At 74.3% G+C, this 13,890-nt stretch carries 7 protein-coding genes; 1 reads left to right on the forward strand and 6 read right to left on the reverse strand.

Features of this window, described 5'->3' with window-relative positions:
* Positions 1-90 precede the first annotated feature (90 nt).
* Complete coding sequence (locus AB5J73_RS38895) at positions 91-3,084, reverse strand: type I polyketide synthase (RefSeq protein WP_370963818.1); 2,994 nt, start codon at positions 3,082-3,084, stop codon at positions 91-93.
* Entirely contained in the window at positions 3,081-4,907 is a 1,827-nt protein-coding gene (locus AB5J73_RS38900) for an amino acid adenylation domain-containing protein (protein WP_370963819.1), read from the reverse strand. Before AB5J73_RS38900 ends, AB5J73_RS38895 begins: the two co-directional genes overlap by 4 nt.
* Positions 4,908-5,370: 463 nt before the next feature.
* Between AB5J73_RS38900 and AB5J73_RS38905 the strand changes: the two genes are divergently transcribed.
* Positions 5,371-6,888, forward strand: coding sequence for a BTAD domain-containing putative transcriptional regulator (locus AB5J73_RS38905; protein ID WP_370963821.1), 1,518 nt, complete (start codon positions 5,371-5,373; stop codon positions 6,886-6,888).
* A gap of 88 nt (positions 6,889-6,976) precedes the next feature.
* On the opposite strand, the gene AB5J73_RS38910 is transcribed toward AB5J73_RS38905, so the two are convergent.
* The 4 genes from AB5J73_RS38910 to AB5J73_RS38925 all read right to left on the reverse strand — a co-directional run bounded on the left by AB5J73_RS38910 (position 6,977) and on the right by AB5J73_RS38925 (position 13,757).
* The gene (locus tag AB5J73_RS38910) at positions 6,977-7,159 is read right to left on the reverse strand and encodes an MbtH family protein (RefSeq protein ID WP_370963822.1); all 183 of its coding nucleotides are present in this window, start codon (positions 7,157-7,159) and stop codon (positions 6,977-6,979) included.
* Complete coding sequence (locus tag AB5J73_RS38915; RefSeq protein ID WP_370963824.1) at positions 7,156-10,194, reverse strand: amino acid adenylation domain-containing protein; 3,039 nt, start codon at positions 10,192-10,194, stop codon at positions 7,156-7,158. The genes AB5J73_RS38910 and AB5J73_RS38915 overlap by 4 nt, the downstream gene beginning before the upstream one ends.
* On the reverse strand, positions 10,191-13,247 hold the full coding sequence (locus AB5J73_RS38920) for an amino acid adenylation domain-containing protein (protein WP_370963826.1): 3,057 nt from the start codon (positions 13,245-13,247) through the stop codon (positions 10,191-10,193). The genes AB5J73_RS38915 and AB5J73_RS38920 overlap by 4 nt, the downstream gene beginning before the upstream one ends.
* A gap of 87 nt (positions 13,248-13,334) precedes the next feature.
* Positions 13,335-13,757 (reverse strand): DUF6069 family protein, encoded by a 423-nt coding sequence (locus tag AB5J73_RS38925; RefSeq protein ID WP_370963828.1) that lies wholly within the window; start codon positions 13,755-13,757, stop codon positions 13,335-13,337.
* Positions 13,758-13,890 lie beyond the last annotated feature (133 nt).

Genomic DNA, 13,890 nt, shown 5'->3' on the forward strand with positions numbered 1-13,890 from the left:
ATCCATGGATTCCCCCAGCGGTTCCCGGTCTCAGCCGGTTCCATCATCACGGCGGGGGCTGAACGCCTCGCTGAACAACACCTGTTTCCGTCAGGCTTCCTCGCGGAGGCGGTCCTCGACCTCCTCGGGCGACATTTCCGCGATCTCCGCGATCAGGCGGGCCAGCCGCTCCGGATCCCGCTGATCGTCCCCGGCGGCCGCGAAGCCGTTTTCCTCGGTGAGCGCAACGAGTTCCCTCGGTGTTTGCGCCACGTACAGCGCGTCGCCGGGCAGCTGCACGCCGGTCTCGTCGGCCAGCCGGGCGACGATCCGGGCGGCGAGCAGCGAATGCCCGCCGAGCTCGAAGAAGTTGTCGTCGAGCCCGACCCGGTCGACGCCGAGCAGGTCCTGCCAGACGCGCCGGACGAGCTCGGGCAGGCCCGCGGGCGCCGGCACGACAGCCTCGGCGCGGGGCGGTGCTTCCGGTGCCTCGGGCGCTGGCGTCCCGGCCGGCTCGATCCAGTGCCGCCGGCGCTGGAAGGGGTAGGTCGGCAGCGGGACCCGCGACCACGGCCCGCGGCGCCACAAGGTCCAGTCCACCGGCGCGCCGGCCTCCCACAGCCGGCCGATCGTCCGGGCCAGGTAGGCACCGTCGTCGGCTTCGCGCCCCGGATCGGGCAGGCCGCCGAGCGCGACCCGGTCGTCGCCGGTCTTGCCGACGAGCGAGCGCAGGGTGGCTCCGGGTCCGACTTCGAGCAGCACCGAGGGCGGGCCGCTCAGCAGCCGCTGCAGCCCCTCGTGGAAGCGCACCGGCGAGAGCAGGTGCCGGACCCAGTACTCCGGGTCCTGGGCCTCGTCCGGGCGGATCCAGTCGCCGGTCAGGTTGGACACGAACGGGATCTCCGGCGGCTTCGGCGCGGCCGCGCGCAGCTTCGGCCGGAGCCCCGCCGCCACGCCTTCCATCATCGGCGAGTGGAACGCGTGGGACGTGCGCAACCGGCGGCAGGTGACGCCATCCGCCCGCAGCCGGTCCGCCAGCGCGTCGACGGCGGCCACCGGGCCGGACACGGCGCACAGCTCGGGGCCGTTCACCGCCGCGACCGCGAGGTCGCCACCCAGCACCGGCAGCACCTCGCCGGCCGGCAGGTGGACGCTCAGCATCGCGCCCGGCGGCTGCTCCTGCATCAGCCGGGCCCGCTCGGCGACCAGGTCGAGCGCCGTCTCGAACTCGAAGCAGCCCGCGAGGGTTGCGGCGACGTACTCGCCGACGCTGTGCCCGATCATCGCCGACGGCCCGAGCCCGAGCTCCGTCCAGAGCCGGGCCAGCGCGTGTTCGACGGCGAAGAGCGCGGGCTGGGTGTAGGCGGTCCGGGCCAGTACCTTCGCGTTCTCGGCCGGGTCCCCGGCGTACAGCAGCCCGCGCAGGTCGAAGTCCAGCCGCTCGTCGGCGGCGTCGATCCAGCCGCGGAACGTCTCCTCGGTCTCGTACAGCGCCCGGCCCATGCCGGCTCGCTGCGCGCCCTGCCCGGGGAACAGGTAGACCACGCCGCGGTCGCGGGCGTCGGCCGTCGCCGGGCGCGCGGCGGCCAGCGCGTCGACCGCCGAGCCGAGGTCCGGGACGGCGATCGCCACCCGGCGGCGCTGCGGCGTGCGGCCGTGCTGCAGCGTGGCGGCGACGTCGGCCAGTCCGGCGTCCGGCCGGTCCTTGAGGTGCTCCCGCAGCCGGGACGCGAGTTCGAGCAGCGGCTCGTCCTCGCGGGCGGACAGCGGCAGGACTTCGTACGCGCGCCCGCCCGGCGAGGCGGGGGCCGGGTCGGGCGGCGCCTCCAGGACCATGTGGGCGTTCGTCCCGCCGATGCCGAACGAGCTGATCGCCGCGCGCCGGTGCCCCTCCCACCGCACGGGTTCGGTGGACAGCCGGAACCGGCTGCCGTCGAGGTCGATGTCGGGGTTCGGCCGGGTGAAGTGCCTGCTGGGCGGCAGCACGCCGTGTTCCAGCGCCAGCACCGTCTTGATGAGCCCGGCGACGCCCGCCGCGCCGGAGAGGTGGCCGACCTGCGCCTTCAAGGTGCCGAGCGTGCAGGGCGGGCCTTCGCCGCCGAACGCCTCGGTGAGCGCCTCGAACTCGATCGGGTCGCCGAGGGAGGTGCCGGTCCCGTGCGTTTCCATGTAGGTGATCGTGGCGGGGTCCACGCCCGCGACGCGGTGCGCGGCGCGGATGACCCGCACCTGCCCGTCGACGCCGGGCGCGGTGAAGCTCATCCGGCGGGCGCCGTCGTTGTTGACCGCCGAGCCGAGGATGACGGCGTGGACCGTGTCGTGGTCGGCGAGCGCGTCCGCCAGCGGCTTGAGGACGACCACGCCGACGCCGTTGCCGAAGACCGTCCCGTCGGCGCCGGCGTCGAACGGCAGGCAGTGCCCGGTCGAGGAGAACACCGAACCGGTGGTGTACCGGTACCCCTCGTACTGGGGCACGTGCACCGTGACGCCGCCGGCCAGCGCCATTTCGCACTCGCCGGCGATCAGCGCCTGGCAGGCCATGTGCACCGAGACCAGCGAAGACGAGCAGGAGGCCTGCACGCTCAGGCTGGGCCCGCGCAGGTCGAGGTGGTAGGACACGCGCGCCGCCAGCATGTCCTTTTCCGTGGCGAGCAGGAACTCCTGCGGGCTGGTGTGGTCCAGCGCCCCCGGCGTCTTCAGCACGTGCGAAAGCAGGTAGGCGTTCTGGCTGACGCTGGCGTAGACGCCCACCGGCGCGCCGTCGGTGCGGGGCGCGTACCCCGCGTCTTCCATGGCGGCCCAGGCGCATTCCAGGAAGATGCGCTGCTGTGGGTCGAGCAGGGCCGAATCCCGGGGCGTGTAGCCGAAGAGCCCGTTGTCGAAGTGCTCGACGCCGTCGAGCACGCCGTGGACGTGCCGGTAGTCGGGACGGCGGGCCTCCTCCGGCGCCACCCCGGCGGCGATCGCCTCCTCGGCGGTGAACTCCGTGACCTGCTCGCCACCGTCGAGCACGTTTTCCCAGAACCGCCCGACCGAGCCGGCGCCGGGGAAGCGGCCCGCCATGCCCACGACGGCGATCTCGAGCCCGGTCGGCTCCGCCGTCATCGGTCGCCTCCGCTCATGGCGGCGCGGCGGCGGTCGCGCGCGGCCGCGGTGAGCCGGTTGCGGCCGCGGCCGTCGTCCGCCTCCGCCGCCGGGGCGCCGGCCGCTTCGAGGTGCTGCACCAGCAGGTGCACGGTCGGGTTGCGGAAGAGCGTGACCATCGAGATCTCCCGTTCCAGGGTCTGGACCAGCCGGGCCCGGAGCCGCATCAGCAGCAGCGACGTGCCGCCGATGTCGAAGAAGTTGTCGTGCGGGCCCACGGTGTCGTGGCCCAGGGTCGCGGCCCAGGCGGCGGCGATCTGCTCGGCCAGGCCCGCCCCGGGCGCGCTCGGCCCGCCCGTCCGGCCGGCGAAGGGATCCGGCAGCGCGGCGCGGTCGACCTTGCCGTTCCCGTTCAGCGGCAACGCGTCCAGCACGACGATCGCCGACGGGACCATGTGCTCGGGCAGCAGGCCGGCCGCGAACGCGCGCAGATCCGCCGGTGTGACACCGGATCCCGCGACGTAACCCGCCAGCCGCCGCTCGCCCCCGGTGCCGTGCGGCACGACGACCGCCCGCGCCACACCCGGGTGGCGGTCCAGGACGGCGGCGACCTCACCGGGTTCGACGCGGTAGCCCATGATCTTGACCTGGTCGTCGCCGCGCCCGACGAACTCCAGGTCCCCGCCGGGGAGCCGCCGGACCAGGTCGCCGGTCTCGTACATCCGCTCGCCGGGTTCGCCGGAGGCCGGGGTGAACGCGGCGGCGGTCGCGGCGGGCGCGCCGAGGTAGCCGCGGGCCAGGTTGCCCCCGGTGATGCCCAGCGTGCCGGTGACGCCGTCGGGGACGGGTTCGCCGTCCGGCCCGAGGACGTGCACGCGCACCCCGCGGAACGGGCGGCCGAGCGGGATCGTCTCGGGCACTTCCGGCGGTACCGGGTACGCGAGCATCGAGACGGTGGTTTCGGTGGGCCCGTAGTGGTTTTCGACCGCCAGGTCCGGGCGGGCGGCGCGGATCCGGCGCACCAGGCCGGGGGTCAGCGGCTCGCCCGCGCAGATCAGCAGCCGCCGCGGCAGCACCCCGGCGACGGCGGCGCCGTCCACTCCGGCCAGCGCGGCGAGGTGGCTCGGGACGAGCTTGACCGCGTCGATCCGGTGCCGCGCGAAGTAGTCCGCGAGCGCCCCGGAATCGACGGCCTGTTCCCGGGACAGCACGTGCAGCCGGCCACCGGTGGTCAGCGCCGCGAACACGTTGGTGCTGCCCAGGTCCGCGGAGAACGTCGACAGCAGGGCCCACGACCACCCCGGCTCGATCCGCTCGGCCAGTCCTGCCAGGTAGTGGACGTACTGGCGGTGCTCGACGGCGACGGCCTTGGGCGTGCCGGTCGACCCCGAAGTGAAGAGCACGTAGCACAACGCCGACGCGGGCGTGGGCGGCCGGGCCGGCCCCGGTGCGCCGTCGTCCTCCCCCAGCACGACGACCGGCCGCCCGGCGACCCGGTCCGCCAGCTCCGGAATCGTCACCACGGCGACCGCGCCCGCGGCGGAAAGCGAGGCGGCGAGCCGGGATCCGGGCAGTTCGGGGTCCAGCGGGAGGTACGCGCCACCCGCCCGCAGGATGCCCAGCATGCCCGCGATCATCGCCGCCGACCGGGGAACCAGGAGACCCACCGGGCGATCCGGTGCTGCGCCGAGTGCCGCGAGCCGCACGGCCACCTGCTCCGCCCGGTGCTCCAGTTCGGCGTAGGTGAGGTCGCCGTCGGGTCCGGTGACCGCGATCTTCGACGGGGCCCCCCGCGTCTGCGCGGCGATCAGTTCGTGCAGCGTCGTTCCTTCGGTGGCTCCCATGACCGCAATCGTCGTGTCGCGCACTGACTCTGCGCTGAACCGGCGGCGACCGGCCCGGCGCTGGGATGATCGGGCGACGGTGCGTTCCTTCGGGTGAAGATCGTTTTCGGCGCGGTAACAGTGTGGAATAGAGAACCGGTCACGCGACAGGAATCCCGTACTGTGCTACGGAGAACGATCTCAGTGACGAGATCGAACCGTTCCGCTACAGTGGCCCGGGGCTGCCCACGGGCACGCCGGCACCGAACCGGGGACTGGTGCCACCACGGGACTTCTGGGGGTTGAGCGCAGCATGGGCTTTCCGATTGCCTTGGGGGAAACCGGGAAAAGGCATTGTGCGTAACCGCCGGGAAACCGCGGTGACGACGTAGTCCACCCGAAAGTCAGCATCGAGCCCGAAAGCGCGATACCGCCTCGCACGACGCCGAAATCCGGGTCCGTGCCGGCCGAAACAGGGAGACTGATGACCGTCCACGTCCTGGGACCCGTCGAGATCACCAAGCATGGCGCACCAGTACCGGTCAGACGGCGGAAACAACGCCTGCTCATCGCCCTCCTCGCCACCCGCGCCAACCAGCTCGTCCCGTTGTCGCGGATCATCGACGTGCTGTGGGAGCAGGAAGTCCCGAAGGCGGCGCGCAACCAGGTCCACGTGCACGTCGCGGCGGTGCGCCGGGCACTCACCGCGAGCGACGGCGATCCGGCGGCGGTGGAAACCTGCCCCACCGGCTACGTGCTGCACGCGCCGCCCGCCGACGTCGACCTCGTGCGGTTCGACAACGCCGTGTCCAGCGGGGAAACCGAGCTCGCCGCCGGCCGCCTGACCGAAGCCCGCCGGCTGTTCCGCACCGCGCTGGCGACCTGGCGCGGCACCCCGCTCGACGGCCTGGAGGGCCGGTTCGCGCACGCCGAATCGGCGCGGCTGGAACAACGACGGCTACGCGTGCACGAACACCAGCTGGACATCGGGCTGACGCTCGGCCGGTTCGCCGATCTGGTCCCGGAACTGGCCGGGCTGCTCACGACGAATCCGTTGCACGAAGGCTTTCGCCGCCGTTACATGCTCGCGCTCTACGGTGCCGGCCGGTCCGCCGACGCGCTCGCGGCGTTCCGCGACGGCCGCCGCGTGCTCGGCGACGAGCTGGGCATCGAGCCGACCCGCGAGCTCCGGGACACCGAAATGGCGATCCTGCGGGCCACCCCGGTCGAGGAACTGGTGGGCAAGCTGCTGCCGGCGGCCCGCCGGGAGGAAAGACCCGACTGGGGCCCCCGGCCCCGGCCGCGGCAACTTCCCGCGCAGGTCAACCACTTCGTGGGCCGCACGCAGGTGCTGGCCCGGCTCGACGACGTGGCAGGCCGCCGCCGCAGCCCGGTGCTCGTGACCGGCCCCGGCGGCATCGGGAAGACGGCGGTGTGCACCCGCTGGGCGCACGCCAACGCCGCCGAGTTCCCCGACGGCGCCCTGTACATCGACCTGCGCGGGTCCGGCCCGTCGCCGGTCGAGCCGTCCGAAGCGCTCGGCCGGTTCCTGCGCGCGCTCGGCACCCCGGCGGACCGGATCCCCGCCGACGTCAACGAAGCGGCCGCCGACTTCCGCTCGCTGCTCGCCTCGACCCGCACGCTGATCCTGCTGGACGACGCGGCTTCGGCCGCGCAGGTCCGGCCGCTGCTGCCGGGCACGCCGTCCTGCCGGGCCGTCGTGACCAGCCGCCACCGCCTCGACGAACTGACGGTCCGCGACGGCGTGGAGCCCATCCGGCTCGACGCGCTTTCCGCCACGGAAGCGGGCGACCTGCTCGCCGCGATCGCCGGCCGCCGCCGGCTGCACAACGAGCCGACCGGGACCATCGCCCGGCTGGCGGCCGCCTGCGAGTACCGCCCGACCGCGCTGCGCGGAGTCGCCCTCCAGCTCGCCGAACGCCCCGAGCTGCGCATCGCCGGCTACCTCCGGGAACTGCTCGCGGCCCCGAGCTTCCCCTAGCGGCTCACCGGCGGGCTGAAGGGGACGTTCATCTCATCTGATGCGAGGAAAGTCCCCTTCAGCTCGTCTGGTGCCAGGAAAGTCCCCTTCAGCCCGGCTGGCGGTCGCGGACGCTCCGGGGCCGGATGTCGTGCCACACCCGCTCGATGTAGGCGACGCACTCGTCTTCGGTGCCGGTCCGGCCGGCGTCGTGCCAGCCGGGCGGGAGCGGGCGGCCGCTCGGCCAGATCGAGTACTGCTCCTCGTCGTTGACGACGACCACGTGGGTCACTTCGGTCCTCCTGCGGGGTTCTGGTCGGGGTCGGCCACGATCCGCCCGAGCGCGGCGAGCAGCAGCCCGGACGCCGTTTCCGCCAGCGCGGCGCCGCCGTGGCCCGCGGCGACCCGCACGGACAGGTCCCACTCCGGTGCCGCCGGCCGCCGCGCGACCGTCAGCGAAAGCGGGAAACCGTTGCGGTCGCCGAACCACCACTCGTGCGCGCGGATCGCCCGGACGCCGTCGACCCCGTCGTAGGCGCGGAAGTCGGCGTAGTTGAACAGCGCGTCCGGCGGCCCGAACCCGGTCACCGCGCGGAGTTCGCCCGGCGGGAAGTGCCGGTGCGGCAGGTGCGCCCGCTCGGCTTCGAACGCGGCGCGGACCAGCGAGCGCCACGAACCGGACGGCAGCTCCAGCCGAAGCGGGAGGGTGTTGACGAACATGCCGACCACGGCCTCGGCGCCGCTGTGCTCGGGACGGCCGTTCGTCACCAGCCCGGTGAGCACGTCGGTGGTCCCGGTGAGCTCGCCGAGCATGCGGAGGTGGGCGGCGAGGTAGACCGACTTCGGCGGCACGCCGGTCTTGACCGCGAGCCGGCGCACCTGCGCGGTCAGGGACGCCGCGAGCGGCACGGACAGTGTCGTTTCCCCGTCGGTCACCCCGTTCGTCCACAGTGGAGCGGGCGAGTAGCCGTCGAGCAGGCGTTTCCAGTAGGCGGCGGTCTCCGGGTCGGCGGCCGCTTTCCGTTCCAGCACCACGAAGTCGCGGTAGCGCGCCGCGGGTGGCGCGGCGATCGGCGCGCTCCCGCCGAGTTCGTGGTCGTAGGCCTGGAGCAGGTCGGCCAGCACCACGGCGAAGCTCCACCCGTCGACCACCGAGTGGTGCACCGAGACCGCGAGGTGCCAGGTGCCGTCCGCGTGCCGCAGCACGTGGCACCGGGCCAGCGGCGCCTCGGCCAGGTCGAACGGCCGCCGCCACTGCTCCGCCCACCACCGCTCGAGCGCGGCGGCGGGATCGGCCGCGGCGGGCGCGTCGAGCAGGGTCAGCGGGATCGGCGCGGTGGCGTGCACCCGCTGCATCGGCTCCGCGTGGCCGACCAGGTCGAAGGACGTGCGCAGCAGTTCGTGGCGGCCGGACAGCGCGTCCAGGGCGCGGCGTAGCGCGTCCTCGTCGAGCGGTCCCGACAGCCGGACCGCGCTGAGGTCGTGGTACAGCGTGGGGTCTTCGGTGATCTCGCACTCGTAGATCAGGCCGACCTGCAGGAGCGCGGCCGGGTACACGCTCTCCTCCGGCGCGGTTTCCGGGACGCTCCCGGCGGCACCGTCCAGTCCGGCCGCGACCAGCCCGGCGATCGTGGGGTGCTGGAACACGCCGTGCACGCTGAGCGCGATGTCCGCCTCGCGGGCCTTCGACACGACGCGGATCGCGGTCATGGAATCACCGCCCAGCGCGAAGAAGTCGTCGTCCGGGCCGACGTGGCCGACGCCGAGCACGCTCGCCCAGATGGCCGCGAGCACCTCGGCCGGCTCGCCGCCGGTGTCCACTGTGGCCGGTTCCGCGCGGTCTTCCCCGGCCCGCAGCGCCGCGCGGTCGAGCTTTCCGTTGGCGGTCAGCGGAAGCGCGTCGAGGGCGGTGAGGGTCGACGGCACCAGGTGCGCGGGCAGCTTCCCGGCCAGCGCGGCCCGCAGCTCGCGCGGGTCGGCCGTGGTGACGACGAACCCGGCCAGGTGCGCTTCGCCGTCCTGGTCGTGCCGGAGGACGACGGCGGCGGCGCTCACGCCGCGCAGCCCGGTGAGCGCGGCTTCGATTTCCGCGGGCTCGACCCGGAAACCGCGGAACTGGACCTGGTCGTCGACGCGGCCGAGGAACGTCAGCTCGCCGTCCCGCACGGCCGCGAGGTCGCCGGTGCGGTAGCGGCGCGCGCCCGGCGGGCCGGCCGGATCGGGCACGAACCGGCGCGCGGTCAGCCCGGGCCGCCCGAGGTAGCCGCCGGTGACGCCGGCGCCGCCGACGTACGCTTCGCCTGGCTCGCCCGGGGGCACAGGCCGCAGGTCCTCGTCGAGGAGGCTGACCCGGAGGTCGGCTAACGGCGCCCCGATCGGGCTGCCCCGGCCGTCGGTGTCTTCGCGGGTGAGCGGCCGCGCGGTGACGTGCACCGTGGTTTCGGTGATGCCGTACATGTTGACCAGCCGCGGCTCGCGGTCGCCGTAGCGGTCGAACCAGGGCACGAGCGCGGCCGGTTCGAGGGCCTCGCCGCCGAACACGACCAGCCGCAGCGCGGTGTCCGGCCAGCCGGCCGCGCCCGCGGCGCGGATCAGCTGGCGGAAGGCCGACGGGGTCTGGCTCAGCACGGTGACCCGCTGCTCGACGAGCAGCCGCCAGAACGCCTCGGGGTCCCGGCTGACCGCGTAGGGCACCACGACGACGCGGCCGCCGTGCAGCAGCGCGCCCCACAGCTCCCACACGGAGAAGTCGAACGCGTAGGAGTGGAACAGCGTCCAGGTGTCGGTTTCGGTGACGCCGAACTCGGCGCGGGTCACCTCGAACAACCGCGTCACGTTGGCGTGGCTGACGACGACGCCCTTGGGCTTGCCGGTGGAGCCGGAGGTGTGGATGACGTACGCGGTGTCTTCCGGCCGCACGTCCACCGGCTCCACCTCCGCGGCACCGGGGTCGTCGAGGGCGACGAACGGCACGCCGGGCACCCGGTCGGCGAACCGGCGCTGCCCGACGACGACCGGGCAGCGGCAGTCGGCGAGGACGAACTCGAGCCGGTCGGCCGGGTACCGCGGGTCGAGCGGCACGTAGCCGCCCCCGGCCTTGAGCACGCCGAGGACGGCGACGACGAGGTCGGCGTCGCGGTCGGCGCACAGACCGGCGAGCACCCCGGGCCCCACTCCGGCGACGCGCAACCGGCTTGCGAGCCGGTCCGCCGCCGCGTCGAGTTCGCGGTAGGTCAGCGCACGCGTCCCGTCGCTGACGGCGACCCGGTCCGGGGTGCGCCGGGCTTGGGCGGTGAACAGCTCGTGCAGGCAGCTGCTGGTGGTCATCGGACCGGGGCCCTCTCTGCCGGAGTCGCGTTCGTCGGCGCCGCGCCGAACACCGGCGTCCGGGGATCGGCGGCCAGTTCGGCCAGTGCCCGCAGGCACTCGTCGAGCAGGTGCTCCGCGCTGTCGCGGTCGAACAGGCCGGTGGCGTATTCGAGGTCGAGCACCAGCCGGTCCGGGCGCCGGTAGGCCTGCAGGTTGAGGTCGTAGCGGGTGGTGCCCGGGTTGAGCAGCTCGGCCGACACCTCGACGCCGCCGTCGGCGAACTCGTAGAACTCCAGGTCCTGGTAGGCGAAAACGGCGTCGAAGAGCGCGTTGCGGGCGGGGTCGCGGGCCAAGCCCAGCCGCTTCGCCAGCAGCTCGGCCGGGTAGTCCGGATAGGACAGTGCGGCGGCGCGCCGGCCGTCCAGGTCCCGCAGCAGCTCGCCGAGGTCGCGGCCGGCGGCCGGTCGCGCCCGCAGGCCAACGACGTTCGCGAACATGCCGACCACCCGATCCAGGTCGGGGTGGGCGGTGCGCCCGCTCGTCGGGGTGCCGACGACGAAGTCGTGCTGCCCGGTGCGCCGGGCGAGCGCCGCGACGTAGGCGGTGAGGACGACGGTGAACGGTGTCGTGCCGGCCTGCCGCGCGACTTCTTCGACGCGGGCGAGCTCGGCCGCGGGCAGCTCGCGGCGGGCCACCGCGCCCCGCGTCGCCCGCTGGGTGCCGCGCGGGCGGTCGAGCGGCAGGTCCGCGGTCGGCGGATCGGCGAGTTCGGCCAGCCAGAAGGCCTCCGCCGCCGGGTCGTCGCCGCGGTCGTGGCACCACCGCGCGGCCGCGGCGAAGCTCGGCTCCGGCGCGGGTGGTTCGTCACCCAGGTAGAGGCCGAGCAGGTCGGCGACGAGGACTCGCAGCGAGAGGCCGTCGAGCACGATGTGGTGGGTGTCCAGGTACAGGTCGTGCGCGCCGGGCCCGGCCGGGACCAGCAGCGCGCGCAGCAGCGGCGGCCGGTCGAGCCGGAACGGGCGCACGAACCGGCCGAGCACGTCCGGCACCGGCTCGTCGAGCACCTCGAAGCCGGCCTCGGCGCCGGCCTTAGCGATCTGGCGCACCCCGCCCTCGGCGAGCACGAAGCTCATCCGCAGGGCGTCGTGCCGGCCGGCCAGCGCCTCGACGGCCTGCCGCAGCCGCGCCGGATCGACGGGGCCGCGCAGCCGCAGCCGCACCGGCACGTTGTAGGCGACGGAGTCCGGGTCGGCCGCCCAGTGCGCGTAGAGCGCGAGCTGGCGCGGGTGCAGCGGCACCTGGCTGCCCGGGGCGGGTTCGGGGATCGGCGGCGCGTGGCCGGTGGCCGCGCCGGCCAGTGCCGCGGTCATCCCGGCGAGGGTGCGGGTGCGGAGGGCGTCGGCGTACCCGAGCCGGACGCCGAGCCGCCGGTCCAGCCGGCCCAGCAGCGCACCGAGTTTGAGCGAATTCCCGCCGATGGCCAGGAAGTCCTCGGCCGGGCCGATGGTGTCCGCCGGCAGGCCGAGCACCTCGCCCCACAGCTCGGCGAGCCGTCCCTCCGCCTCGGTGTGCCGCACCTTGGCCCGCACGGCACCGGGCGCGGGCAACCGGGCGGTGTCGACCTTCCCGTTGGCGTTCAACGGAAGCCGGTCCAGCCAGACGAACTGGTCGGGCACCAGGTAGTCCGGCAGGACCGCCGCGAGCTCCGCCCGGACGGCCGCCTCGTCGGTGTCCGGCGCGACGAGGTAGGCGACCAGCCGCTTGTCCTGCACGGTGTCGCCGACCGGGCGGGCGTAGGCGTCGCGCACCCCGGTCACCGCGTACAGCGCCGTGATCACCTCGGCGATCTCGATGCGGTGGCCGCGGATCTTCACCTGCCCGTCGACCCGGCCGTGGAAGTGCAGCAGGCCGTCGGCGTCCTGGTGCGCCTGGTCGCCGGAGCGGTAGTACCGCTCGCCGCCGACCTCGACGAAGCGGTCGGCGGTCAGCTCGGGCCGGTTGAGGTAGCCGCGCGCGACGCCGGACCCGCCGGTGCAGAGCTCGCCGACCACGCCCGGCGCCACCGGGACGCGGTGTTCGTCGAGCACGAGCACGGTGGTGCCGTCGAGCGGCCTGCCGAGGGGCACCGGCCCGGCCGGCTCGGCGTCGATCGGGTGGACACTGGTGAAGATGGTGTTCTCGGTCGGCCCGTACGCGGCGTGGAGGGCCAGCCCCGGGGAGTGCGTGCGCGCCAGCTCGAGGTGCCGCGGCGACACGACGTCCCCGCCGGTGAACACCTTCCCCAGCGGCGCGAAGATCGCGGGTTCGTCGTCGACGAGCTGGTTGAACAGCGCCGAAGTCACGAACGCCCAGGTGACCCGGTGCTCCCGCAGCGCGGCGGCGAACCGCACCGGCACGACGACGGTCGCCGGATCGACGATGCACAACCGGGCACCGGTGAGCAGCGCGCCCCAGATCTCCATGGTCGCGGCGTCGAACTCGAGCGGGCTGGCGTGCAGGACGTGGTCGTCGGGCGAGAAGGCGAGGAAGTGCGGTTCGCGGACGACCCGGAAGATCCCGGCGTGTTCGATGAGCACGCCCTTGGGCTTCCCGGTGCTGCCGGAGGTGAAGAGCACGTGCGCGAGCGGCGACCGCTCGTCCAGCGGCGGCGGCGCGGTGACGCTCCCGGTCCCGCTCCCCCACGCCTCGACCCGGGAGAGAGCGGCGACCTCGACCCCCTCCGGCGCGGCGGCCGCGATGCCGGCGGCGTCCGCGGCCACGACGATCCCGATGTCGTTGTCCGCCAGCAGCTCCCCGATCCGCCGGCCGGGCGTGGCCGGGCTGATGGGCACGTAGGCACCCCCGGCCAGGGTGATCCCGACCGCGGCGACGACGGCGTCCACCCCCCGCGGAAACGCCATGCCGACCAGGGTTTCCCGCTCCACCCCGAGCCGCTGGAGCCCGGCGGCCACGGCGATCGCCCGGGCCGCCAGCTCCCGGTAGGTGAGCGTGCTGTCACCACAGACCGCCACGGCGTCGGGCCGCCGACGGACTTGGTCGAGGAAGCATTCGTCGAGACGGAGCGAACCCACGGACCCCCCTGACTCCGGCAATGCCCCGAAGTATCGGGGCCCGGGGACAGCGGATCCCTGTACACGCCGCTGAACGCGACCGGCGCGTCACCGGGCCGGCCGCACCGCGGCGGCGGCCACCCCCGACAACGTTCCGGTGATCACCAGCCCGACGAGGAGGTTGCCCGCTGCCGTCGCGAGCCGGCCGGGGCTGTCCAGGGTGACCGGGACGATCACCGCGATCACCGTCGCCAGCAGCATGATCGACACGAAGAACGACTTCGCTCGCGGTGTGCTGATCAGCAGCAGGTGCAGCAACCCGGTGGCCGCCAACGCTGCGAGCGCGGCGCCCGCGGCGTAGCTCGCGATGTCCACGCTGCTCCAGGCGTTCTCCCCGCTGGGGGCCAGCACCGGTACGCCGAACAAGCCGTCCGCGGCGATGACGGCCAGGATCGCCGCCAGCGCCGCGACCAGTGCTGTCGCGGCGCCGCCTGCCCAGAGGCGGCCTGCCACGAGGGTGGGTCGGGTCATCGTCGTCCTCCGCTCGCCGTACCGGACGAGCCACCGAAGCACACCGGACCGGCGGGCGGGCTCCTCCGCCGGGGGTGAGGCGCTCCGGTCTCACCCCCGGCGGGTGACCCGGTCTCACCCTTGGCGGAACACG

The organism is Amycolatopsis sp. cg9, assembly GCF_041346945.1.
In the GTDB taxonomy this organism is placed as follows: domain Bacteria; phylum Actinomycetota; class Actinomycetes; order Mycobacteriales; family Pseudonocardiaceae; genus Amycolatopsis.

Bases quoted from the DNA above. Each gene is read 5' to 3' on its own strand.
- AB5J73_RS38895 (WP_370963818.1), bottom strand. From the start codon at position 3,084: ATGACGGCGGAGCCGACCGGGCTCGAGATCGCCGTCGTGGGCATGGCG.
- AB5J73_RS38900 (WP_370963819.1), bottom strand. From the start codon at position 4,907: ATGGGAGCCACCGAAGGAACGACGCTGCACGAACTGATCGCCGCGCAG.
- AB5J73_RS38905 (WP_370963821.1), top strand. From the start codon at position 5,371: ATGACCGTCCACGTCCTGGGACCCGTCGAGATCACCAAGCATGGCGCA.
- AB5J73_RS38915 (WP_370963824.1), bottom strand. From the start codon at position 10,194: ATGACCACCAGCAGCTGCCTGCACGAGCTGTTCACCGCCCAAGCCCGG.
- AB5J73_RS38925 (WP_370963828.1), bottom strand. From the start codon at position 13,757: ATGACCCGACCCACCCTCGTGGCAGGCCGCCTCTGGGCAGGCGGCGCC.